This window comes from Bradyrhizobium sp. Kon37 (assembly GCF_055807535.1).
Genome location: NZ_JBVVOY010000012.1, coordinates 25,517 through 48,789, shown reverse-complemented (window position 1 = coordinate 48,789; position 23,273 = coordinate 25,517). Strand labels below are relative to the sequence as shown.

The window sequence follows — 23,273 nt, the reverse complement described above, 5'->3', positions numbered from 1 at the left end:
AAAAGGACCCAGCCGGGTCACAGGGAGCGACATGACCAAATCGTCGAAAGCAACGAGTCTCGAAATTCTCGCCTGCGACGCCGGCTGGAGAAACTATCACTTCGTCAAGCTGACGACCGAGGACGGCATCGTCGGATGGAGCGAGTTCGACGAGGGCTTCGGCTCGCCTGGCGTCGGCGCTGCGATCCAGCGCCTGTCCGCCCGCGTCGTCGGGCAGAACGTCTTCCGGCACGAGCGCATCTACGCCGAGCTGTTTGCAGCCACGCGTCCCGCCGCCGGCGGCGTGGTGGCGCAGGCGCTCGGCGCGATCGAGAATGCGCTGCTCGATGCCAAGGCAAAGTGTCTCGGTGTGCCCTGCTACGAACTGCTCGGCGGCAAGATCCGCGACCGTGTCAGGGTCTATTGGTCGCATTGCGCGACGTGGCGGATCAATCATCCGTCCTGGTACAAACCGCCGATCGAGAACCTCGACGGCGTCAAGGCAATGGGACGCGAGGTCCGCGAGAACAAGTTCACCGCACTCAAAACCAACATTTTCTCCTACGACGACGGCAAGCCAACCGGTTGGCGACCGGGCTTCGGCTCGCCCTTCGCCCCCGAAATCAACGTCGATCGCAAGATCCTGCGCGACCTGCGCATGCATCTGGAAGTGATCCGCGACGGTGCAGGCCCTGATGTCGACATCCTGTTAGACTGCAACTTCAACGCCAAGACCGAGGGCTATCTGGAGATCCTGCGCACCATTGCGGACCTCGACATGTTCTGGATCGAGATCGACAGTTTCAATCCGGAAGCGCTCGGTTACATCCGCAGGCAAAGTCCGCATCCGATCTCGTCCTGCGAGACGCTATTGGGCTTGCGCGAATTCCTGCCCTATTTCCGCGAACAGGCCATGGACGTCGCAATCATCGACACGCCCTGGAACGGCGTCTGGCAGTCGATGAAGATCGCAGCCGCTGCGGAAGCGTTCGAAGTCAACGTTGCGCCGCATAATTTCTACGGTCATCTTTGCTCGATGATGAACGCGCATTTCTGCGCCGCCGTGCCGAACCTGCGCATCATGGAGATCGACATCGATCGCCTGGCGTGGGACCGCGAGCTTTTCACGCATGAGCCTGAAATTCAGAACGGCCATCTGGTCATTCCGGACCGGCCCGGCTGGGGCACCGATCCGAACGAGGAAGCCCTTCGCGCGCATCCGCCGAAGACCAGCGGCGGATTGCTCAACTACGGCCGCAAGGGCTGAGCATCTTACGGCGTCACTGGATTGACGGTCGGGGACGTCTTTGGCCCCGGCCGCGCCGGCTCGATCGGTGATTTCGGTTCGGTCGGGAGAATTTTGGCACCTGCGGCGCGTGCGGCCTCGCCAGTGGTTGCGTACATCGCAACGTGGGCTGGCTGCGTCTTGGCCCGATTCCATGGTCCGTGATCGACGATGAGCATCGCAGCAATCGTCACCGCGGCCACAATCAACGCGATCACGCCGGGATGGCGAAGCGCTGAGGACATGGAATTTGCGAAGCGGTCCGTTGCCATCGTGGAATCCATAGGTTTTTCCTCTCACAGGTTAATGCAATCGGGTCCTGCGAGTTCCGCCCTTGGCCAACGCAAGTTCCAAGCGGGGAACCTGAGGGCCACAAGGCATTCAGTGTTTCACATCCGGCCGGGTATCGCCGACGAACCGGTCGCGGTTCGGCATTTTGACAGCCGCGAGCGATTTGGCATCGAGCGTCGCATCCGCTCCTACCAGTCCATTCAGGTTCAGGATGTACGCGGAGACCGCATAAACCTCCTCATCGCTCAGCGATTGCGGCGCGTTCTGCGGCATCGCGCGGCGGATGTAGTCGAACAGCGTCGGCGCATACGGCCAATAGCTACCGACCGTGCGGATCGGCTTTGGCGTTGCGATCGTGCCCTGCCCGCCGACGAGCCGGTCACCGAGCCCGCCCTCGCCCTTGTCGCCGTGACATGATGCACATTGCTGGGCGAACACCTCGCGCCCATGGCTGACCGAGCCACTTCCCTTCGGCAGATTGCTGCCGTCGCGTCCGATGTCGATATTCCAGCCAACGATCTCCGCAGCTGTCGCGGGGCGTCCGAGGCCGTACAGGCTTTGTGCTTGCGCTCCGCTCGCGAACGCACACAGCAAGATGACGACAGCAATGCCGCAAGTCTCACGCCAGGGCATTGGTCACCTCGCCGTCGGCCGCGATGCGCCACGGCCAGATCGCGTTGTTGTGGTAGAAATAGTTCTCGCCGCGCACCGCGAGCAACTCGGAGAGCGTCGGCTGCACATAGCCGGTCTCGTCGATGGCACGGCTCTGAATCACGGCAGGCTTGCCGTCCCATCGCCACGGCAAACGGAAGCGCGTGAGAGCACGCGTCAGCACCGGCTCCTGCAATTGCGCGCTTTGCCAACTTTTTCCCTCGTCGACGGACACTTCGACGCGCGCGATCTTGCCATGCCCGCTCCAGGCGATGCCGGTGATCTCGTGGAAGCCGGGCGCGCTCAGACGTTGGCCGCCGGAGGGCCGTGTAATGATCGACTTCGCCTCCATGTAGAACGAAAATTCACGCGCTGTGCCGTCCGGCAGAAGGTCGGTGTATTTCGAGGTCTCCTCGCGCGAATAAACCGGCTCAGCCGCCACATGCAGGCGGCGCAGCCACTTCACGCTCATATTGCCCTCGAAGCCCGGCAGGAACAGCCGCAGCGGATAGCCCTGCTGCGGGCGCAGCCGCTCCCCGTTCTGGCTGTAGACCAGCATGGCGTCCTCCAGGCATTTCTCGATCGGGATGCTGCGGGTCAGCGCAGCCGCATCGGCGCCCTCGGCAACGACCCATTTGGCTTCCGGCTTCAGCCCGGCCTCTTGCAGCACCAGCTTGAGGCTGACGCCGGTCCATTCTGCACAACTCACCAGACCCACAAGGTCCGACGCTGTCTTGCCGTAAGGCTTGCTGTAGCCGGGATTGCCGGAGCATTCGAGAAAGTGGACGCGCGATTCCGACGGGAAACGCTTGAGATCGTCCATTGTGAAGATCAGCGGGCGCTCGACCAGCCCGTGCAGCATCAACCGGTGCTGGGCCGGATCGATGGTCGGAACGCCGCCATGATGCCGCTCGTAGAACAGTCCGTTCGGCGTGATGATGCCGTCGAGCTCCTGCAACGGCGTCCGGCTGGAGGCCGAGATGTACTGCTTGAGAGTCTTCGAGATGTTCTTGACGACGCCCTTCTCGAACGACGATGGCGCGCCATAGAGCTGGCCCCCCGTCGGTTCGCCGGGCACCTTCATCCATTCGGGAATGTTGGGTGGAAGGTTGTCGGTTCCGGCGGCAACCGATGCGCCGGCGCTCAGGACCGTACCACCCGCCACCGCAGCACTGCCGCGCAGAAAGCGGCGGCGGGTCGTCCCCGCAGGTTTGTCGGCGGCGTCGAACGTGCGGCTCATTTGCGGATCCTCGGTTGAAGCGCGACCCGCATGAAACATTCTGCGACGAGCATTTGCAATTCGCACCTGTTTCAAAAACAGGCGATTTCGATCTGGACTGATCTAAATCCGGTAGCGGCGACGGCAGTTCTCTTCTTCGCAACGCACAAACGGCTCGTCCGTCACTCGCCCGGCGCGATCGCATTGCTCGGGGTCGGCCGGTCGGCGATCTGCTGGCCGAACAGGCTGCCGATCAGTTCGACCGCCGTGCGCGCGGTGCGGCCACGCTCGTCGAGGAACGGATTGAGCTCGACGATGTCGACTGAACCGACTACGCCGGAATCGTGCAGGAGCTCCATGATCAGATGCGCCTCGCGATAGGTCGCTCCACCCGGCACCGTCGTGCCCACGCCAGGTGCGACGCAGGGGTCGAGAAAATCGACGTCGAAGCTGACATGCAGTACGCCGTTGCTGGCCCTGACGCGCTCTATGACGCGGCGGATCAGCACGGCGACGCCGAATTCGTCGATCTGGCGCATGTCGACAACCCTGATCCGGCGCGAGCGCATCAACTCCTTTTCGAGCTTGTCGATCGAGCGCGCGCCGAACAGGTCGAGCCTGTCGGGATCGATCGAGGCGCGCGGATCGTCGCCCAGCAATCCGTCGAGGCCGGGTTCGCCGCAAAGGAATGCCGCCGACATGCCGTGCATGTTGGCAGTGATCGTCGTCTCTGGTGTGTTATAGTCGGCGTGGGCATCAAGCCAGAGCACGAACAGTTCGCGTCCGCGCTCCTGCCAGTGACGGGCCATGGCATTCACCGATCCCATCGACAGCGTGTGATCGCCGCCGAGGAAAATCGGCAGCCCGCCGGTTTTCGCGATTTCGTAGCCTCTGCGGCTCAGCACGCGCGTCCATCGCTGGATTTCGCGGTAGTGATTGGCTTTGTCCGGGGGCCTGTCTGTGAGGTCCCGGAGCTCGGCCACCGAGAGATCGCCGAAATCGACGACCTCGAAATCCAGGCTCTCGAGCAGCGTCGCAAGGCCGGCGGTGCGGAGCGCCGCAGGGCCCATCAGGGTACCGCGCTGCGAAGCCCCCATGTCGATGGGAGCGCCGAGCAAGGCGATGCGCCGGGCTCGATCCGTCGTGGTCCGGTCGGTCACAGCTGTCTCCTGAGATCAGCAAGATTGAGCCAGCCTAACAGAGATTCGCATCCGTCGTTTCACGGGGGCAGTCCGCGCAGGGGCGCATCGTTTCGGAACAAAAGCCCGCGCGCCGAATTGCTCATTCAAGGCCGGTACCCGCCGTAAAAACCACGGCGCCTGTCGCGGATAGCCAAAGGTCATCTGACCCGCTGTTCAGAACGAGCGCTCGCGCGGATAGCCAAAGGTATCGGCCTCCGTCATATGATCAGCCCGGAGGTCGCGCACTTGAGCACGGAGATCCCGCAGTCCACCTCACATCCCGGCATGGCCGAGCGCGCCATCGATGCCGCGACGGACGTATCCCGCACCATCGGTGAAGTCGCGGGTGGCCTGCATGCAGCTGTCGACCGCATGACCTCCGCTATCGACGAAGCGCGAAAGCCGGGCCGGCCCCTCGCGACCGTCGCTGCGATCACGCGCGAAGCGCCGCTCGCCAGCCTGTTCGTTGCTTTCCTGTTCGGCGTAGCGGTCGCGCGTCGGCGCTAGAGCAACGGATGTTCAGGCCGCACTTACGGCGGCGCACTCGGCTGCGAGGAATTGCCGCTCGAACGCTTCCGCCGGCATCGGACGGCCGAAGAAATAGCCCTGGCCTTCCTCGCATCCCATGCTCACCAGGAAGTCGGCCGTAGCGCGGTTTTCGATGCCCTCGGCCACGACCGTCAGTCCGAGCTGTTTGCTGAGGCCGATGGTCGACCCGACGATCGCGGCATCGTCGGAGTCCGCGAGCAGACCGAGCACGAACGACCGGTCGATCTTGAGCCCGTCGAGCGGAAACTTCTTCAGATAGCTCAGGCTCGCATAGCCAGTGCCGAAATCGTCGAACAGAACGCGGACGCCGAGCTGCTGGATGCGTTTGAACATGTCGAGCACGCGGGCTTCGTCATGAAGCAGGATGTCCTCGGTGACCTCGAGCTCGAGCAGCGACGGCGTGAGCCCCGTCGCTTCGAGCATCCCCGCAACCGAATGCGCGAGATCGCCGGAGTGGATCTGCGAGGGCGACAAATTGATCGCGACCCGCACTCTGTCGCCGGACAATTCCCAGGCGCGTGCCTGCCGGCAGGCGGTCTCCATCACCCAGTTTCCGATCCGCTCGGACAGGGCTGAGCTGTTGACCACCGGCATGAACTCTCCCGGCGAAACGTAGCCGCGCACGGGATGCCGCCAACGGATGAGCGCTTCGGCTCCGACCAAGCTGGCGTCGACCAGGCGAACCTGGGGCTGGTAGAACAGCTCGAACTCGCCCCGGTCCGCGGCAAGCGCCAATTCGCTCTCGAGCGTCAGCCGGTTTTCCAGCTCCTGCCGGATCGCGCTCTCGAAGACCACATAACCGCCGCGCCGCGTCAGCTTTGCCTTGGTCAGCGCAAGATGGCCGTTGCTCAGGAGATCGTCGGCGCTGTGTCCGCCTTCCGGATGGACCGCGACGCCGATGCTGATCCTGACGCGATGCTGCCGCGTGCCCGTCGCAAGCGGCGCTTCGAACGCGCGCGCGATGCGCTCGGCGAATTCTGCGATCGGCTCGTCGCCATCGCCGCCTTTGCGCGCAATGGCGAATTCGTCTCCGCTAAGCCGGGCAACGACAGCGCCTTCGCGCGCCTCGGCTTTCAGCCGACCAGCGACGGCCTGCAGCACGAGATCTCCGGCGGAATGGCCGAGCATGTCGTTGATGCTCTGGAAGCCGTCGAGCCCGATCACGAGCAGCGCGACCTCGCAAGGGCGCTGCCCCGCATCCGCGATCTTGCCGACCAGTCTGGCATGCAGCGTGTTGCGGTTGGCCAGACCGGTCAGCGCGTCGTACTCGGCGAGATATCTGACGCGTTCGGCCTCGCGCTTACGGACCGAGATATCGCGCAGGATGGCTCCATACTGGAAGCCGTCCGTTCCCTGCCAGCCCGAGAAGCTCGCCTCGACCGGGAAAGTTTCACCGTTCTTGCGCCGGCCTTCGAACTCGACGACGACCGCCCCGCCTGGGACCAGGAGGGCCTGGCGCGCGGCGTCGCGCATGGACGGCCTCGCGTCACCGTCCACTGGCACGGCGCACAGCGTTTCGAACGGGCGTCCGATGATCTCGGCGGGCATATAGCCGAAGATCGCACTGGCGCCGGGATTCCACACGGTGATCAGCTGACCTTCGTCGGTGCAGACGAGGCCATCGCCGAGCGACATCGCGATACGATGAAAGCGGCTTTCGGCGATGCGCCCCAGCAGACCGCGGAAATCGATTTCGTCGAGTGCGATTGCCGTCAGATAAGCGACAATCGCGATGTGGAACAGCGATGTGTCGATGATGAAGGGCCATCTTGCCTGCACGAGGACCGCAACCAGCTCGAAGGCCGCCCCGGCCGAGATCAGGATTGCGACGCGAATTCCCGATGCGAAGCGGCGCCACGAATACACCATCAGCAGGCAGATCACCGCGAGACCCAGGATCATTCCGGTATCGGAAGTCCAGCGCAGCATCCGGTTCTGCAGGATCGATTCCGCGGCCAGCGCCTGGAGGATGGGTCCGGAGATGATGCGCCCGTTAGGAACGCTGAAGCGGTCGCCGAGTTCGAGCGCCGTCGCACCAATGATGACCTTCTTGTCTCTCAGCTTGTCGAGAGTGGCCGTGTTGCCGCGGAGCACGTCGACATAGGAGACACTCGGAACGGAGCCCGCCCGAATGCTGAAATCGATCAGGAACGGCGGCCGCCGATTGGCGTCCTGCCCGGCCAGCACGACGGCCATCGACGGCATCAGGGCATCGCCGAGCTTCTCGCCGAACGGATATCGGCGAACGAGCCCGTCGGATTCGATGGCGACATTGACCAGCGCGGGCCACGACTGGTTGCCGAACGGCTTCAGGGGGCGATTGATGTGAGCTGCGCCGCCATTCGGCGCCGGCTGCTTGAAGGACGGCAGGATGGTCGAGCCGCCGGCCTCACGCAGCGCGTTGACGAAAGCCTCGTCGGAGGCCGGATCCGATGGCGAGCTGAAATCGACGTCGAAAGCGATGTCCTGCGCCCCCGCGGCCTCTAACCTGTGCAACAGTTCCGCGTGCAGCCGGCGCGGCCAAGGCCAAACCCCGATCTGGTCGATTGAGGGCGCGTCGATGGCCACCACGACGACGTTGCCGCTCGCGGCACGCGATTGCCATGTGAACCGCAGGTCGGTCAGCGCGTTGCGAAGCGCACCATGCCACCCCGTGGACAGCACGATCGCCAGTGCGGCCACGACTAGAATATGCGGACGATAGCGCTTCACTCCGATCCTCCCGCGCACCCGCTTCTGCGGTTGCGCCCCCTCATCCCCAGGAAATCGCCTCAGTGCTTGTTGTGGCCAAAGGCATTGCCGTGGCCATTGCTGCCGTTTCCGCCGCCATTGCCGTTGCCGTTACCGTTGTTGCCCCTGCCGTTACCGGTGGCACCGTTGTTGCCGTTACCGTTGCCGGAATTCCCATTGCCGGAATTGCCGTTACCGGAGTTGCCGTTGCCGGGGTTGGTCTTGCCACCGGAATTTCCGCTGCCGCCGCCAGAGCCGTCGCTGGACGCACCGGCCGTGGTCGCGGCTATTGTCGTGCTCGCAGCCGACGAGCTGGTGCTGCCAGCCGTCACGCCGCTGCTCGTGGTGACCGCAGTCTGGACGGTGCTGTTGGATGCGTTTGTGCTCGCTTTCGAGTCGCTCCAGACCGTCTCGGTGCTGGCGTGCGCGTTGCGCACTTGTCCGGGGGCACCGCCGCCATGGGCGAGCCCATGCGTGACCTTGTGGACGTTCAGCTTGACTTCGCCGAGCGAGTTCGAGATGCGTACGACGCCGGGCTTTGCAGCACCGCCCTTGGACGCGTGAGCTCCAGCCGCCTGTTGCGATGGCTTGAGCGCGCCGGCCGCCTTGGTCCCCTTGTCGATCGGCCCGAGCGCATGGATCATGTGGCCATTCGCCCCGTTGCGCGGCGCCGGCAGGCCCGATTTCGGCACGGGGACGCGCTCGATGCTCGAGGCGCGAGGCTTGCCGTGCTCGATCGGATTGAAGGTCCCGGCGCCGCTCAGGCTGAGACCAGGCTTGCCATGCTCAAAGACGGTGGCGGCCTGCCCCGGCAGGACCTGGGCGATCTGTCCCGTCTTGAAGTCGGAGACCTCGACCTGGCCGCGAAGCACGCCGACCTTGGTGCTGCCCGCATTCACGGTGACGCTGAACTGCGTTCCCTTCACGACAGCGGCCAGATAGGGCGTCTCGACCTCGAAATGCTTGACGTTGCGCTTCTCGACCTCGAGCAGGATCGAACCTGCCTGCTGGATGATGGTGGTCGAGAGGCCCTCCTTGCTCTCGGTCGGCAAGCCGACCACCGAGTTGGGAGAGATCAGGATCGTCTCCTCGCCGCGGACGAGCAGCACGCGGCCATTACGCCCGGTGCGAATGGTGTCGCCGGGCTTGAGCGCCTCCTGCTGATTCAACGAGACCTGCTGCGCGCCGCTGGTGGCGACCCAGACCTCGCCGGTGGCTTTGCCGACCGACCAGACGCCATCGTCGGCGGCGGATGCGCCGCAAGCCGTTCCCAGGCTCAGCGCAGCCGCGAAGGCGCACCGCATTCCAATTTTGCTCAGCATGACGATCCTCAGTCCGCGTTACAGCCAGCCTGAGGGGTATCCGAAATCACTCAACATAGGATTAGCGGGAAGCGGCCAGCGGAGCGGTCGCGTTAACGGTTCATTGACCATAAAAAACTATGAAAAATCATGTGGCTAACGAACCCTTACCGCATCAGGGGCACATCTCCGTCAAACTACGGGGACGGTCGCGTCGCGCGCGTCGGGAAGCGGCATCTCGTTACCACATTGGCGCTGTTAGCCCCTTTTTTCACGGGAGTTCCTCAGGCTTTCGCACAGCAGGCGAACCAGCCGGGCTTCGATCCGCGCCAGCCTGAGAAATATTTTGAAAACCAAACCGAGCGGGAATCGCTGACCCGCCCTCCGGTCAGGCTGCCGACAGTCGGCCAGCCCAACACCGGCGGCGATACCAAGCCTCAGTTCGTGCTGCGCGGCATCAACGTCAGCGGAGCCCGGGCCGTTTCCCCCGATCGCATCGCCGCGGTCTATCAGCCCTATGTCGGCAAGAAGGTTTCGCAGGCCGATCTCGCCGCGATCGCCGGCGCTATCAGCGATCTCTACCGGGCCGATGGTTTTCACTTGAGCCGCGCGATCGTGCCGCCGCAGGACATTGCCGACGGCCTGCTCCGGATCCAGGTGGTCGAAGGCGCTATCGTGCAGGCCGAACTGAAAGGCGACGGCGCCGAGCAGTTCGGCGTGCGACCGATGCTTGGGCCGGTTCTGGCTGAGCAACCGTCGCGCCTGGCAACGCTGGAACGTCAGCTCTTTCTCATCAACGGCAGACCTGGCGTCCGGATCACCGATACCGCACTGGAGGAGGTCGGCACTGCAACCGGCCGATTCCGCCTCATCGTCTATTTGAAGACCTGGCACGTCTTCTCGTCGTTCGGTCTGGACAATCTCGGCTCATCATCAGTTGGTCCGTGGCAGACCTATGCGACCGGCGCGTTCAACTCCTATCTTACGCCCGGCGACACGCTGGCGGTCAATCTATCGACCATCGCCAACGACCCCCGCCAGCTTGGCTTCGCACGGCTGTCCTACGATGCACCGGTCGGTGTCGACGGTGTGCGTCTCGGCGGGTCCGTCCTGTACAGCGCGGTCAGGCCGGGCGATGCCCGCCGCCTCGACAGCGACATCACCACGACCGAGGCGTTCGAGCTGCGTGCCAGCATCGTCCCATTGCAGTCGCAATCCTCCTCGTTGACCCTGACCGCAGCGACGACCTTCAGCAACGTGTCCGAGCATGACCTTTACGGCCCCTGGTACAACGACCACATCAGGACCGTGAGCCTGACCGCCGACTACCGGCTTCAGGACCAGTTCGGCGGCACCAATTTCGCGACGCTGACCTACCGCCAGGGCCTCGACATCTTCGGTGCCTCGCATTTCGACGACGATCTTTTGTCGCGCGATGGCGCGTCATCGAACTTCTCGGTGCTGAACCTCTGGTTCACGCGCTACCAGACGCTCAACGACGTCTGGTCGCTCAAGCTTTCCGCTGCGAGCCAGACGGCGTCACGGCCGCTGTTCACCTCGCAGCAATTCTATGTCGGTGGCGCTGCCTTCGGGCGCGGCTATGGCGCAGCAGAGATCAGCGGGGACAACGGTCTTGCCGGCTCACTCGAACTGCGCTTCGACCAGAAGCTCAACTACCGCTACTGGACCGGCTATCAGCTCTATGCCTTCGGCGACGCTGGCGCCGTCTGGAACGACGGTTACCGCCTGAACGACGGCCTGTCGCTGACCTCGGCCGGAGCTGGCGTGCGGTTCTTCCTGCCGGACGATTTCCAGGCCGATCTCGGCGTGGCCGTCCCCCTGAGCTACCGGGCGCCCGACAACGACCGCCGCAGCCCCCGCTTCCTGTTTACTCTGTCAAGCGCGCTGCGGCTCTGCCCCGAACGCGGCAAGGGCGGCTGTCTGTAAACCCCTTGTCCTTCGCGCTATGGCCCCGGGCATGCGGCTCTTTGGGGCGCGGCTCACAGACTTGCCTAAATTTAATCCCGTAACCTGCTCACGATCGCTCGATCCGGGAGTTCCCAATGGCCATGTTCAGTCAAGAGTGATTTGAGACGGAACCATGAAAAAGGTTTTTGCTGTTCTGGCGTTTCTCTGCGTCCTCGGCGTCGGCCAGTATTTCGTCGTCAGCCGGTTCGCGATCCGCCATGAGGTTTTGACCCTGTTCGACGCCGCGCGCCAGCGGCCGATTGCGGTCGAAATCGCTGTACGACGCGATTACGAGACCAAGGCCAATCTCGGCCTCTGGAAGCTCCCGCTCGCCATCATCAGCAACGGCAATACCGTCAAGGCCACCGAATATTCCTTCCTCGCCAACGTGCTCGCCGCACGCGGTTATCTCGTCGCCAGCATCCAGCAGGATCTGCCGAGCGATCCGCCGCTGATGACCAAGGCCGGCCAGCAATATGTCGGCCGGCGCGAGGTCTATATCCGCTGCGAGGCCAACATCCTCTTCACCTTGGGCGAGTTGAAGCGGCGGCAGGAGAACGCCGACTACGACCACATCACGCTCGTCGGACATTCCAACGGTGGCGACGTTTCGATGTATGTCGCCCATCAGCACCCGGAGCTGGTGTCGAAAGTGATCACGCTGGACAATCTGCGAGTGCCTTTCGTGCTTAGCGACAACATGAAGATCCTGTCGTTCCGCTCGAAGGATCCGCATTTCGTAACCGATCCCGGCGTGCTGCCGACGCCGGAAGAGGCCAAGGCGCGCGGCATCGACATTATCCACACTGGCGCACAGCATACCGAGATGAGCGATCGCGGTCCCGATGCGGTCAAGGAGAAGATCCAGGCGACACTCGACCGCTTCCTGCGCGACAGCGCCAGCAGCGCGCTCGCCCCGGCTGACACACGAAGCCCGATGATCATGAACCCCGGCGACTATTAGTCCGTCCCCTTTGCGGCAGATCAAGGCTGTCGCGAGCTGACCACGCTAGAAAGAGCCTCGCCATCTCGGAGAGGCACGTGTCGCACTCCATCGAAAGCCTTGATACGAAAAGACTCGCTACGACAAGCTTTGTCCTGCCTGCGGCAAGGACGCCGAGATTCGCCCGGCATCTCTATCGTTCGGCCCGCAAGCTGCTGCGGTCGATCATCGCCCGCATCGACCTCTCGCAGTTTCCGGGTTCGTGTTGCGGATGAGGACGGCGTCGCGAGCCAACAACACACAGGGTTGCCCTATGCACCGGGATTTGAGACGAATCTGTCTGCTGGTTGCAGTGGCCTCGAGCGTGTGCACGTCGTCCGCTCTCGCCGCCGATGCAGATCACGGCGCCGACCTTGCGAGGCGCTGGTGCGCCAGCTGCCATGTCGTGGCGAACGGCCAGACCCAGGCGAGCGCCGACGTCCCCTCCTTCGCGTCCGTTGCGCGCAGGCCTGACTTCAGTTCGGAAAGGCTCGCCTTTTTCCTGCTAGACCCGCACCCGAAGATGCCGAATTTCCCCTTGAGCCGGATCGAAGCCGGCGATATCGCGGCCTACATCGCATCGCTGCGCTAGCAGAGCCACCGATCGGTCAAGACACCCGCGACAAATGCTTATCCCCGCCTGAGAACCGACAGGGATCAGCAGAAGGGATGATGGGCGGCGAATGAGGTCCGTTCGACGGCCCATCATGGACCGGTACCCGCATCGACGTGCGGATTTTCACGCCCGCGCAAGTCCAATCTCTGGACGCGCCAGGAACGCACCGAGACTCAGGACTTGCCCTTCCCTGGCTGCATGAGACTGCCGGTCATCTGGCGCATGTGGTCTCCGGCATTGGTGAACTGGCTGCGCAGGAAATCCGATTGGATTCGCATCGCCTCCTGAAGGTCGGTCGCATGGACGAGCTTGCGAGCATGCTCGAACGCCGACTTCATGTTCTGCTCGGTGAATGCGAGCGCCTGCTTCGAGACGTCCGTCCCCGCACCCGGAACGGTCGTCATCGATTTGGTAGCGGCTTCGAAAAACATGCCGAATGCTTTTTCCGCCTGGTCAATCGTCTTCTCGGCCAGGTCGCGCAGTTCGGCCGGAACTTCGAGCTTCGGTTCGATCATGGTCGCACTCCTCCCGTTTTCAGAACTGAATACCACACTTGCCGGATCGCCTGCCAGCGTCCAGGCCGGGGAAGACGTCGCCCGGCGGCCGGCTCTGGCAGGAAAACGAAGGGCAAGGGGTAAGGCCGGCGCGCAGACCGGCTCAGGACAGGGGGTGCTCGGGAAGGGATTCTTCTGTGGCGAGGTCTTCGACGAGCTTGATGACCTCGAAACGCTGCCGGGGCGCGAGCTTCAGAAAGGCGCGGAGCAGGCGCAGGCTTTCGACAGTACCGCTTGCAGGCGCGCCGAGCTTGAGGTGCAGCTCAGCTGCGAAATTGAGGTTCTTCATCTCGTACCTATGACAAGCATCGGACTTCGTGATCCAACATCGAGGTCCCACCTAAGAACCGAACGCCACAACCGGATGCCACAACCGGATGCCATGGCGACGGCGCGCTTTCGTCCGGGGGAAGCCCGGTGTGTTCGCACGCCGAACTACATGTGCAAGCGGGCACACTTGAACAGGTTGCAACTATGTCAAAAAACAACCCCTCCGGCAAGCCTAACAGTTGGCCCAGCGATGCTTCGTCTGCATCGCGCCACGGCAATTCCGGATAACAGGAATATGGCCGGCCGTCACCCACCTGCGTCAAGAAGCGTCATCGATCAGGCATGCAGCCTCGATCGCCGTCAATCGACGCCTTGCTTCGTCTGTTTCAGATGTGAATGGACATTGGTGGACCCGAGCCAGTGCTTCTTCATCGTATGCACGTAATTGTTGAGTTCGGCGTCGGCGGTTGTACCGTCCACGAAATAGACGTCGATCCCGGGCCACGGATCGGCAGCCACAGCGCGGCCTTCTGAACCAAGAGACAGACTATGGCGTTTGGATTCATCTAAACCCGCCCCATCGAGCTCTTGGACTTGGACTCGCCTCTTCGCATCAGAATGCATCGGGCCGCATTTGTTTCCGGCGGTGAACCGTTTTTGAGGAGCAAACGACAAAGCGGTGGCGAAACAGTCACGCAGATCACGGGCGCCATGGCCGACGCATTGATCGATTCGGCGCCCCAGAACCAAAGGACGACGGCATGCTTTCTCGCTGCGATCTCATCAAGGGCGCCGCAGTCGCGCTTCTCACCTTCTCGATACAAGGCGCATGGGCGCAGGAGACCAGGATGAACCTGTTCAAGATCGTCACCATCAAGGACGAAATCGTCGTCGGATTGTCGACGGAGGAGCTTCAGGCGCTCGGCGGCAATGATGCCAGCGCCGTTGCACATGCTCTGGCACAGAAGGGCGACCTCACCGTCTGGCAATACAACGTGCATCGCGGCCCGAACGGCGAATTGCAGCAAGCGCCGACCGCGAGAATCGGGCTTTTGGCCAACGCGTCGCTCCGGGTCGAGCCGTATACCACGACCTACCAGATCCTACCGCATCCCTAAGCAGCAGACCGGCGCGCCCGCGACCGAGGTCGCGGGCGCGCCCTTGTCAGCTGCGCTGCCCTGCACGCCGTGTCCCCGGTTCCGTCGCAAAGCCGTAGATCAGTGCCAACCGGTCCAGGCATTCACGAAAACGTCGGGAAAAATAGTCGGTCCAGCGTTGCGTACGAACGGCGCGACGCTGGCCGATCTCGTCCATGGTCAGGCCCAGCACCAAGACGTCGTGCACTAGCGCGGCACCGTCGGTGCCGAGTTCGCGCTCGATCCGGTTCAGCCGCAGCACCGCCTGACGTTGGCTCTCGGTAACCGGCTCGCGCGTGCGCGCGCCATCGACATATTCGCGGGTCGGGTCCATCGCCTGAGGGCCACGCTCGGCCCTCTCCCAATCGTTCTGGAAGGCGCGCCCGCCGCGATACTGCGCCTCGTCGATCTGATGGTGCGCGTGCAGCCGGCCCAGCGGATCGCTGCGGATCGACCGCACGGCCATGATCTTCTCGCCGGGGTCGAGCGCCAGCGGATTGTCCACCTCGACTTCGGCGACCTCCGCATTGAACGGTATCTCGCGCGAGCGTCGATCGTAGACATTCGCCAGTTTGTAGGACCTGTTGCGTCGGACACGTGCCACTCGGATACTCCTTGCGAAATTGACGATTGAACGGGCGGTGGTCAGGTCAGGCGGCAGAGACCAGCCTCAGCACGACGGAGCCGGCGATGCGGGTGGATCCAGCTCCGGCGCGGCGCGTCAGGCGCGCATGCGGCGTGCAATAGCTCGAGCCCGGCTCACGCGGATGGCCGCAGAAGGTGATCTCCTCCCCGTCCTTGTCGCCGCCATAGGGATAGCGACAGTCCTCGCCAGCGAGTTCGACCAACGGGACCAGGCGCGGCTGGACGCCGACGCAGCGCAACTTGACCGGCGCGGCAGGCTTCATCGCGGATTTCGGCGGCAGGGTTAGCACCGTGGGGCGGTGCGGCAGGACAAGACAGGCCCCAGACGGCAACACCGGGACGATCGACGGGCTCGCCGTCCGCACCTGCACGACCAGCCCGAGCCGCTTGGCGCGGCCGACCACCGCGTTGCGCGTGTAAGCCGTTCCAAATCTTGCGTTAATCTGTCTTCCGATCTCCGCATAAGACATTCCCTTGAGAAAATAGTCGCGAAGCGCGTCGGAGTGCTCCGACGGCCAATGGCCCGGTTCCATGCTGCTGTCCTGTGATGCGCCTCCTCCGATCGCACGATCGCGAGGCGAAGCGCACATTCCGGTATTCCGAAGTCAGAGTCAAGCGATAATTCTGATATTCATAATTGCATCAATTCCGAATTTCGGATTACAAGAGGCGGAACGATGGACAATCGAGGGAATCACCATGTTGGACGCGGCAATGATCGAACGGGGCCTGGAAAAGACAGGCAAGAGCAAGGGCGGCCTGGCGGCTGCCATGGGCGTACGCCCCGGCGCGGTCTCGGAGATCCTCGGCGGTGAACGTCTGGTGAAGGCTTCGGAAATCATTCCGATCATGGAATATCTGGAGCTCAATCTCGCGCCGATCATGGGCCGCGTCGGCGCCGGTGCCGTGATCGAGCCGGATTATGAGCAGGTTCCCCCGGAAGGCCTAGGCGACATCGCGCTGCCCTTTCCGATCATGGAGGAGACCATCGCATTCGAGATCGTGGGCGATTCGATGTTGCCCAAATACGAGAGCGGCGACGTCATCGTGGTCTACAAGGACCAGCGCCATCCCCTGTCGAGCTTCTACGGCGAGGAGGCCGTGGTCCGACTCAAGACCGGCGAGCGCTATCTGAAGACCATCGAGCGGGGCAAATCCCCCTCCGTCGTCAATCTCAGCAGCTTCAATGCCAAGCAGATCGTCGGCGTGAAACTGGAGTGGGTCGGCGAGATCTGCCTGTCCATGCCCAAGGGGCAGCTGGAACGGCTGCGCGCCAAATCGGCGCGCCCTCGCAAGAGGAGCAAGTAGGCCTAAATTCCGTTTTTACGAAGTTCGCCTTGACTCAATTCCGTTTTTCGGAAATACTCTGCCGTGCCCGACATAGGGCACGGCAGGATCGTTTCATGCAGTATTTCGTCGTGATGATCGACTATGGGCGCCGCGGCCGCGAGGCGGTCGTCGACCCTGAAGTCACCAGGCGCGAGGTCATTTCCCGCGTTGCCTCAGGTGAATATCGGAACATCTCGTTCATCCACGAGATCGCGGAGAGCTCGGTCGAGGACATTACCGAGGCCATCCTCGCCGAGGCGGCCCTCCCGGAGATCGGGCCCGAAGAAGTCGACTTACAGGCTATCCGCCTCGATCACGCCCACGATCTGCGTAAGCACGAGCCGACATGACGCAAGGCTAGGCGGCTTGCGCCACGGCCCGGTCGGAGATCACACCGTGAGGACGGTCGATCCCGTGGTCTTGCGCGCGGCGAGATCGGCATGCGCCTTGGCGGCATCCTTCAGCGGATAGGTCTGGTGCACCTCGATCTTGACCGCGCCGGACTTGACGACGTCGAACAGCTCGCCTGCCATCGTGACCAGGCTTTCACGCTTGGCGGCGTAGGTGAACAACGTCGGCCGGGTGACGTAGAGCGAGCCCTTCTGCGCGAGCAAACCGAGATTGAGCGGCTCGACGGCGCCGGACGACGCACCGAACAGCGCGGCGACGCCGAGCGGGGCGAGGCAGTCGAGCGACTTCAGGAACGTATCCTTGCCGACGGAATCATAGACCACCGGCACCTTCTTGCCGCCAGTGATCTCATCCACGCGCTTCACGAAATCCTCGCGGCTATAGATGATGACATGATCGCAGCCATGCGCCTTGGCGAGCTTGGCCTTTTCGTCATTGCTGACGGTGCCGATCACGGTCGCGCCGAGATGCTTGGCCCATTGAGAGAGAATCAGGCCGACGCCACCGGCGGCCGCATGGAGCAGGATGGTGTCGCCGGCCTTCACACGATAGGTCTGCCGGATCAGATATTGCGTGGTGAGCCCCTTCAGCATCATCGCCGCCGCGGTCTTGTCGTCGACACCGTCCGGCAGCTTCAGCAGTCGGTCGGCCGGGATCAGCCGCGCCTCGGAATAGGCGCCGAGCGGCGAGGCGCCGTAGGCGACGCGATCGCCCGGCTTCAGATCGGTGACACCGGGCCCGACCTCCTCGACGACACCAGCGGCCTCGCTGCCAAGCCCGCTCGGCAGTTGCACCGGGTAAAGGCCCGAACGGTTGTAGATGTCGACGAAGTTGAGACCGACGGCGGTATGGCGGATTCGCGCCTCGCCAGGTCCGGGCTTGCCGACGCTGACCTCCTCCCAGACCAGCACTTCCGGACCACCAGTCTTGTGAAAGCGAATGGCATGCGTCATGGGCGTTGCTCCCTTATCGTTGAGGTCAAAGTCCGAACACCGGATCGGGCTTTTGAAATAGGTATTTGGTCCGCCCGTCACAGTACAGAGACGTAACAAGAATGTCACAGCGAACGACAAACCTCCGCCGTTCCGCCTCTGTTCGAAAGAGTTGATGTCGGCCTTGCGCCAGCCGGCAGTAGCCTTCGCGCGGGTTTGGAGGTCGTCTGCGAAGGAGAGCCGAGATGCCAGCTTATGTACAGCATCATCAGGATATCGAGATCGCGCCTGTGATTTGCCCTGCTTGCATGGGGTTCCTTCCAATGTATGTGCGCGAGGTCGAACCGCATTGGAGTCTTGCCAAGATCGACTTCGTCTATGAATGCGCCGATTGCGGCGCCGAGGTCAGACAGACGATCCGCAAGCCGGAGTTGCTGCGGCACTGATCGCGCGGCCGGTTGGCCGCCCGACTATTTGCGCTGAGCGGAAAAAACGCCCATTCGCGCGGGTCTGGGCTCTCCCAAACGAGGCTTGTTCTTTGCCGTGAACGCAGGCAGAACAAGCCTCAATCAAGACCTTTGGGAGCGCCTTTTCGTGGCTGAACAGAAGCCCTCGACAGCGATCGAGGCAGTGGAGAGCGGCCTCGCCGCGCAAGGCTACATCGCGAGCCGGCAGATCGCGACCGCCGTCTATTTGTCCCAACAGATCGAGAAGCCGATCCTGGTCGAAGGCCCCGCGGGCGTCGGCAAGACCGAGCTTGCCAAGGCGATCGCGGCCTGGCGCGGCCTGAAGATGATCCGCCTGCAATGCTACGAAGGCCTCGACGAGGCCAAGGCGCTCTATGAATGGAAATACGCCAAGCAGCTTCTCTACACGCAGATCCTCAAGGACAAGCTCGGCGAAGTCCTGGGCGGCGCACAGACCTTGCACGCTGCACTTAATCAGCTCCACGATTTCGGTGACGTGTTCTTCTCCAAGGAGTTCGTCGAGCCGCGGCCGCTGCTGCAAGCTCTGGAGCAGCCGGGCGGCTGCGTGCTCCTGATCGACGAGATCGACAAGTCGGATGCGGAATTCGAATCGCTGCTGCTGGAAATCCTCTCCGACTTCCAGGTCACGATCCCCGAACTCGGCACCGTCTCCGCAATCACGCCGCCAACGGTGATCCTCACCTCGAACAGCGAGCGCGATCTCGGCGACGCCCTGAAACGACGCTGCCTGCATCTGCACATCGGCTTCCCCGAGCAGCGGCTCGAGGAGCGCATCGTCGAGAGCCGCGTCCCCAACATTTCGCAGACGCTGCGGCGGCAGATGGTCGGCTTCATCCACGAAATCCGCTCGCTCGACCTGAAGAAGCTGCCTTCGGTCAGCGAGACCATCGACTGGGCGCGCGTGCTGGTGCTCTTGCAGGCCTCGGAGCTCGACACCGAGATCGTCAAGGACACGCTCAACGTGCTCCTGAAATACGAGGCCGACATCGAGGCGGCTCAGCCTCAGATTACGACCTTCATTGCCAAGGCAGCACGATCCAACGTCTTCGGTTGACGCCGATGCGCGAGAATATTCATCGTTTCTTCCGTGCGGCACGGGGCGCCGGGGTCCATGTCTCGCCGGCCGAAAGCATCGATGCGATGCGTGCGGTTGCGCAGGTCGGCGTTTCCGACCGGACCATCCTGCGCGATGCGCTCCTTCTGACGCTCGCCAAGTCCCAGGACGAAAAGCTCGCGCTCGGTGACTGCTTCGATCTGTTCTTCAGCCAGCCGGAGCCGCGGCAGGAACAGCCTGAAGCCGACAGCAACGATGTTTCGGAGGACGCCGATCAATCTCCGTCATCCGGCGAGGCCAGCGATGCGAGCGGCGGTTCGCCTCCCGCAGAATTGGGCCCCCTGGCGCAAATGCTGCTGTCGCAGGATCGCAATGCGATCACCGCCGCAATCGCCAGCGCCTCGGGTGCGGCCTCCCTGTCCGACATCCGCTACTCCACCCAGCGCGGCATCTTCTCCAGCCGCATCCTCGACGCCATGGGGCTCCAGCGGCTTCGCGACGATCTCGACGAGCTGACCGCGACCAATCCGGCACTGGCCGAGCGGCTTCGCGCCGCGCTCGATGGCTTGCGCGACGCCGTTCGCGACACCGTCGCGCAGGGGCTTGCGCTCTATGCCCGCGAGGAGGCTGAAAACCTCCGCAACGAGATTCTGCGCAACGCGCCGCTTGCCCGCATCGAGCGGCGCCATGTCGCGGAAATGCGCGCTCTCATCCGCCAGATCGCGCGGCGCCTGCGCGAGCGCTATTCGAAGCCACGCAAGCGCCAGCGGCGCGGTCATCTCGACGTCCGCCGCACGCTGCGCCGCAACGCCGCCTGGGGCGGCATCCCCTTTCTCACGGCCTGGAAGCGCAAGCATCGCGACCGGCCGAAGATCGTGGCGCTCTGCGACGTCTCGGGCTCGGTCGCGCAGGTCTCGGATTTCTTTCTGCTCCTGATCCACTCGCTGCACGAGGTGGTCGACGACGTCCATTCCTTCGCCTTCTCCTCGCATCTGATCGAAGTCAGCGACATCCTGGAATCGAAACCGCCGGAAGAGGCGATGGCCGAGATCATGTCCAAGGTCGGCTTCGGCTCCTCCGACTACGGCTCTTCGCTGGCCGATTTCGACAAGGAGTTTATGAGCACGCTGACGCCGCAGACCACGGTGATCGTGCTGGGCGATGCCCGCAGCAACAATCTCGATCCGCGCGCCGACATCCTGCGCCGCATCTCTGAGCGCTCGAAGCGACTGGTGTGGCTCAATCCCGAAGGACGTCTCGCCTGGGGCTTTGGCGATTCCGAGATGCCGCGCTATGCGACCTTCTGCAGCGTGGTGCGCCAGTGCGCCACCGCGCAGCAGCTCGAGCGCGCGGTGTCCGATATTGTGGCGACTTATCAGTAGTAGGCCTTACCCACAGCCGACGTCAGTTTCGCACCAGCTCCGTCTGAGCCACATTGCACTCCCGGAAATGATAGGCGATCTCGTCAAGCGCGCGCTGCTCCCATTCCTGAGCTTGCGCAAGCCAGAAAACCCGGCGCTGGAAATCAAGCGCTGCGCGCTCCCGGCACAGGGATTCCTGACTGCGAATTTCAACCAGCCTGTTCATGCACTCCACTCCTGCCGTGTGGAAGCCATTCCCCGCGAATTAGCGTAACAGAATCCCGAACCCTTCGTCTCATGATTTCTGTGCATATTGCGACGCAGAATGGGACAGCAGCGCTGCCCGTGCAGCGCGGTAGTTTGCGAACGAACGTCAAGTCCACATCATCAATACGTGATCGAGCCCCGGGACGATGTTCGTGATCGAGCGATCTTAACTCTTGTGGCGCAATGGCGTGCAGCAATTTGTGAAGAGAAGTTCTAAAGACCTCACCGAATTCCCGACTCATTGTCGTCGCACGGTCTTCATGCAGCGCCTCTAACAGAGGCGCACGAACGGCACTACGGCTTGAGGCAACATGAGCAACGACATCGACTTCGATCTTTCGCCAGACCAATGGGAGGTTCTGAAGGCGCTTCGCAACCCGGTGTCGAACGGTCGCCTTTCCAAGGCCTATCTCATCGAGAGCCTCGTCAAGCTCGGTCTTGTCGTCGTCTGCGACGGCGTGCCGGTCATGACGCCGAATGGACGCAAGGCGCTGGTACGCGGATCGTGTCGCCTGCTGGATCTCGCGGCGTGACGCGGCCCCCGCATGCGGAACGTGACAATACGACCGCAAAATCACCTGCCCACGTGACCGACGGCACCTCGAACGGTGTCCCGGTGCCGATTCGGACGCCCGGTCGTACCGCAAAAGCGACCGAATAGACCTCCTCCTCAGCGAAAACCGCGACAATCTGGCACGCTAGTTGCTCCTTTCGACGTCCAAGACGCGTCAAAACGGGGGAGTCACCATGTCGACCATTGCCGCGGCCCCGGCCGCCGAGCCAAAGCCGCTCTACACATCGCTGTTCGTCCAGGTCCTAGCCGCGCTGATCCTCGGAATCATTCTCGGCGTGGCCACGCCGGATTTTGCCATCTCGCTCAAGATTCTCAGCGACGCCTTCCTGAAGCTGATTTCGATGATCGTGGCGCCGATCGTGTTCTGCGTCGTCGTGCACGGCATTGCCGGTGCAGGCGACCTCAAGAAGGTCGGACGGGTCGGCGTCAAGGCGCTGGTCTATTTCGAGGTGATGACCACAGTCGCGCTCGTGGTCGGTCTCATCCTGGCCTACACGTTCGGCCCCGGCCATGGCATGAACATCGACCCTTCGACGCTGGACGCCAAGGCGCTCAACACCTATGCCGAGAACGCCCACAAGCTTCAGGGCGGCGGCATCGGCTCCTTCCTCCTCAACGTGATCCCGAGCACCTCGTTCGACGCCTTGTCGCGCAACGACGTGCTCCAGGTGCTGTTCTTCGCCGTGCTGTTCGGCGTAGGCCTCGCACTGGTCGGCGGCGAGAAGGGCAAGCTCGTGACGTCGATGATCGATGCCGCCTCGACCGTGCTGTTCCGCGTCATGGGGCTTATCGTCCGCGTCGCTCCACTTGGCGTGCTCGGCGCAGTCGCCTACACCGTCGGCAAATACGGCGTCGGCTCGCTCAAGCAGCTCGTCTCACTGGTGGCGCTGTTCTACGTCTCGGTCGGCATCTTCGTGCTGGGCGTGCTCGGCGGAGTCATGGCGCTCGCCGGCATCAACATCCTCAAATTCCTCGCCTACCTGCGCGAGGAGTTGACCATCGTGCTCGCGACCGCCTCGTCCGACGCCGTGCTGCCGCAGATCATGAAGAAGCTGGAGCGGATGGGCGTGAAGGATTCCGTCGTCGGCCTTGTCATCCCGACCGGATATTCCTTTAATCTCGACGCGTTCTCGATCTACCTGACGCTTGCGGTCGTCTTCATCGCGCAAGCGACCAACACGCCGCTGTCCTTCGGCGACCTCCTGCTCGTGCTCGGCGTCTCCCTGATCACGTCGAAAGGCGCGCATGGCGTACCGGGCTCCGCGATCGTGATTCTGGCGGCGACGCTGAACGCGGTGCCGAGCATCCCTGCGATCGGCCTGGTTCTGGTCTTGTCGGTCGACTGGTTCATCGGCATGGCTCGCGCGGTCGGCAACCTCACCGGCAACTGCGTTGCCACCGTGGTGGTAGCCGCCTGGGAAGGCGACCTCGACCGCGCCAAGGCGGCCAAGGTCCTCGACGGTGGCGAGCTCGTGGACGTGACGGCGGGATAGCGACCGC

26 protein-coding genes are annotated in these 23,273 nt (G+C 63.1%); 13 read left to right on the top strand and 13 right to left on the bottom strand.

Annotated features, from left to right (window positions below; all coding sequences use genetic code 11):
• Positions 1-31: 31 nt before the first annotated feature.
• Positions 32-1,246 carry a mandelate racemase/muconate lactonizing enzyme family protein gene (locus AC0L3J_RS21865; protein ID WP_473348271.1) on the top strand — a complete coding sequence of 405 codons (1,215 nt, stop codon included), beginning with the start codon at positions 32-34 and terminating at the stop codon, positions 1,244-1,246.
• 5 nt (positions 1,247-1,251) lie between these two features.
• Here the strand turns inward: AC0L3J_RS21865 and AC0L3J_RS21860 are convergent, their stop codons facing one another.
• The 4 genes from AC0L3J_RS21860 to rocF form a co-directional block, all read right to left on the bottom strand.
• Entirely contained in the window at positions 1,252-1,548 is a 297-nt protein-coding gene (locus tag AC0L3J_RS21860) for a hypothetical protein (protein ID WP_007601505.1), read from the bottom strand.
• A gap of 97 nt (positions 1,549-1,645) precedes the next feature.
• A complete protein-coding gene (locus tag AC0L3J_RS21855) occupies positions 1,646-2,188 on the bottom strand; it encodes a c-type cytochrome (protein ID WP_473348270.1) in 543 nt (180 codons plus the stop codon).
• On the bottom strand, positions 2,175-3,446 hold the full coding sequence (gene soxC, locus AC0L3J_RS21850) for a sulfite dehydrogenase (RefSeq protein WP_473348269.1): 1,272 nt from the start codon (positions 3,444-3,446) through the stop codon (positions 2,175-2,177). Before soxC ends, AC0L3J_RS21855 begins: the two co-directional genes overlap by 14 nt.
• A gap of 161 nt (positions 3,447-3,607) precedes the next feature.
• On the bottom strand, positions 3,608-4,585 hold the full coding sequence (rocF, locus tag AC0L3J_RS21845) for an arginase (protein WP_473348268.1): 978 nt from the start codon (positions 4,583-4,585) through the stop codon (positions 3,608-3,610).
• Positions 4,586-4,828: 243 nt separating this feature from the next.
• Here rocF and AC0L3J_RS21840 point away from each other — a divergent pair, with 243 nt between their 5' ends.
• The gene (locus AC0L3J_RS21840; protein WP_007612789.1) at positions 4,829-5,113 is read left to right on the top strand and encodes a hypothetical protein; all 285 of its coding nucleotides are present in this window, start codon (positions 4,829-4,831) and stop codon (positions 5,111-5,113) included.
• A 12-nt stretch (positions 5,114-5,125) separates the two neighbouring features.
• Here AC0L3J_RS21840 and AC0L3J_RS21835 read toward each other — a convergent pair whose 3' ends face one another.
• Together AC0L3J_RS21835 and AC0L3J_RS21830 are read right to left on the bottom strand one after the other, a co-directional pair.
• Positions 5,126-7,867 (bottom strand): EAL domain-containing protein, encoded by a 2,742-nt coding sequence (locus AC0L3J_RS21835; protein WP_473348267.1) that lies wholly within the window; start codon positions 7,865-7,867, stop codon positions 5,126-5,128.
• 59 nt (positions 7,868-7,926) lie between these two features.
• Complete coding sequence (locus AC0L3J_RS21830; RefSeq protein WP_473348266.1) at positions 7,927-9,207, bottom strand: FecR family protein; 1,281 nt, start codon at positions 9,205-9,207, stop codon at positions 7,927-7,929.
• A gap of 129 nt (positions 9,208-9,336) precedes the next feature.
• Between AC0L3J_RS21830 and AC0L3J_RS21825 the strand changes: the two genes are divergently transcribed.
• The 3 genes from AC0L3J_RS21825 (at position 9,337) to AC0L3J_RS21815 (ending at position 12,728) form a co-directional block, all read left to right on the top strand.
• A complete protein-coding gene (locus AC0L3J_RS21825) occupies positions 9,337-11,133 on the top strand; it encodes a ShlB/FhaC/HecB family hemolysin secretion/activation protein (RefSeq protein WP_473348265.1) in 1,797 nt (598 codons plus the stop codon).
• Positions 11,134-11,287: 154 nt separating this feature from the next.
• On the top strand, positions 11,288-12,118 hold the full coding sequence (locus tag AC0L3J_RS21820) for an alpha/beta fold hydrolase (protein WP_247402863.1): 831 nt from the start codon (positions 11,288-11,290) through the stop codon (positions 12,116-12,118).
• Between the two features lie 292 nt (positions 12,119-12,410).
• Complete coding sequence (locus tag AC0L3J_RS21815) at positions 12,411-12,728, top strand: c-type cytochrome (RefSeq protein ID WP_456768899.1); 318 nt, start codon at positions 12,411-12,413, stop codon at positions 12,726-12,728.
• Positions 12,729-12,925: 197 nt separating this feature from the next.
• Here AC0L3J_RS21815 and AC0L3J_RS21810 read toward each other — a convergent pair whose 3' ends face one another.
• From AC0L3J_RS21810 to AC0L3J_RS21800, 3 genes are all read right to left on the bottom strand, one after another.
• Complete coding sequence (locus tag AC0L3J_RS21810; protein ID WP_027519308.1) at positions 12,926-13,267, bottom strand: phasin; 342 nt, start codon at positions 13,265-13,267, stop codon at positions 12,926-12,928.
• A gap of 142 nt (positions 13,268-13,409) precedes the next feature.
• Positions 13,410-13,595, bottom strand: a complete 186-nt coding sequence (locus AC0L3J_RS21805; protein WP_027519309.1) for a hypothetical protein — start codon at positions 13,593-13,595, stop codon at positions 13,410-13,412.
• 341 nt (positions 13,596-13,936) lie between these two features.
• Positions 13,937-14,326, bottom strand: coding sequence for a hypothetical protein (locus tag AC0L3J_RS21800; RefSeq protein ID WP_473348264.1), 390 nt, complete (start codon positions 14,324-14,326; stop codon positions 13,937-13,939).
• Between the two features lie 11 nt (positions 14,327-14,337).
• Between AC0L3J_RS21800 and AC0L3J_RS21795 the strand changes: the two genes are divergently transcribed.
• On the top strand, positions 14,338-14,694 hold the full coding sequence (locus AC0L3J_RS21795) for a hypothetical protein (RefSeq protein WP_007612800.1): 357 nt from the start codon (positions 14,338-14,340) through the stop codon (positions 14,692-14,694).
• A 46-nt stretch (positions 14,695-14,740) separates the two neighbouring features.
• Here the strand turns inward: AC0L3J_RS21795 and AC0L3J_RS21790 are convergent, their stop codons facing one another.
• Together AC0L3J_RS21790 and AC0L3J_RS21785 are read right to left on the bottom strand one after the other, a co-directional pair.
• A complete protein-coding gene (locus tag AC0L3J_RS21790; RefSeq protein ID WP_473348263.1) occupies positions 14,741-15,316 on the bottom strand; it encodes a hypothetical protein in 576 nt (191 codons plus the stop codon).
• Positions 15,317-15,362: 46 nt separating this feature from the next.
• Entirely contained in the window at positions 15,363-15,890 is a 528-nt protein-coding gene (locus AC0L3J_RS21785) for a GcrA family cell cycle regulator (RefSeq protein WP_473348262.1), read from the bottom strand.
• Positions 15,891-16,056: 166 nt separating this feature from the next.
• On the opposite strand from AC0L3J_RS21785, the gene AC0L3J_RS21780 reads away from it, so the two are divergent.
• Complete coding sequence (locus AC0L3J_RS21780) at positions 16,057-16,665, top strand: S24 family peptidase (RefSeq protein WP_007612810.1); 609 nt, start codon at positions 16,057-16,059, stop codon at positions 16,663-16,665.
• A 95-nt stretch (positions 16,666-16,760) separates the two neighbouring features.
• Positions 16,761-17,036 (top strand): hypothetical protein, encoded by a 276-nt coding sequence (locus AC0L3J_RS21775; RefSeq protein WP_473348261.1) that lies wholly within the window; start codon positions 16,761-16,763, stop codon positions 17,034-17,036.
• A gap of 39 nt (positions 17,037-17,075) precedes the next feature.
• Here the strand turns inward: AC0L3J_RS21775 and AC0L3J_RS21770 are convergent, their stop codons facing one another.
• Positions 17,076-18,050 (bottom strand): quinone oxidoreductase family protein, encoded by a 975-nt coding sequence (locus AC0L3J_RS21770; RefSeq protein WP_473348260.1) that lies wholly within the window; start codon positions 18,048-18,050, stop codon positions 17,076-17,078.
• A gap of 224 nt (positions 18,051-18,274) precedes the next feature.
• Between AC0L3J_RS21770 and AC0L3J_RS21765 the strand changes: the two genes are divergently transcribed.
• From AC0L3J_RS21765 to AC0L3J_RS21755, 3 genes are all read left to right on the top strand, one after another.
• On the top strand, positions 18,275-18,475 hold the full coding sequence (locus AC0L3J_RS21765) for a hypothetical protein (protein WP_007612817.1): 201 nt from the start codon (positions 18,275-18,277) through the stop codon (positions 18,473-18,475).
• 148 nt (positions 18,476-18,623) lie between these two features.
• Positions 18,624-19,571, top strand: coding sequence for an AAA family ATPase (locus tag AC0L3J_RS21760; RefSeq protein WP_007601482.1), 948 nt, complete (start codon positions 18,624-18,626; stop codon positions 19,569-19,571).
• Between the two features lie 5 nt (positions 19,572-19,576).
• Positions 19,577-20,953 carry a vWA domain-containing protein gene (locus AC0L3J_RS21755; RefSeq protein ID WP_473348259.1) on the top strand — a complete coding sequence of 459 codons (1,377 nt, stop codon included), beginning with the start codon at positions 19,577-19,579 and terminating at the stop codon, positions 20,951-20,953.
• 22 nt (positions 20,954-20,975) lie between these two features.
• Here the strand turns inward: AC0L3J_RS21755 and AC0L3J_RS21750 are convergent, their stop codons facing one another.
• Positions 20,976-21,158, bottom strand: coding sequence for a hypothetical protein (locus AC0L3J_RS21750; RefSeq protein ID WP_007601478.1), 183 nt, complete (start codon positions 21,156-21,158; stop codon positions 20,976-20,978).
• Positions 21,159-21,510: 352 nt separating this feature from the next.
• Between AC0L3J_RS21750 and AC0L3J_RS21745 the strand changes: the two genes are divergently transcribed.
• Both AC0L3J_RS21745 and AC0L3J_RS21740 read left to right on the top strand, forming a co-directional pair.
• The gene (locus AC0L3J_RS21745) at positions 21,511-21,732 is read left to right on the top strand and encodes a hypothetical protein (protein WP_473295338.1); all 222 of its coding nucleotides are present in this window, start codon (positions 21,511-21,513) and stop codon (positions 21,730-21,732) included.
• 214 nt (positions 21,733-21,946) lie between these two features.
• Positions 21,947-23,266 carry a dicarboxylate/amino acid:cation symporter gene (locus AC0L3J_RS21740; protein ID WP_473348258.1) on the top strand — a complete coding sequence of 440 codons (1,320 nt, stop codon included), beginning with the start codon at positions 21,947-21,949 and terminating at the stop codon, positions 23,264-23,266.
• The last annotated feature ends 7 nt before the right edge of the window (positions 23,267-23,273 follow it).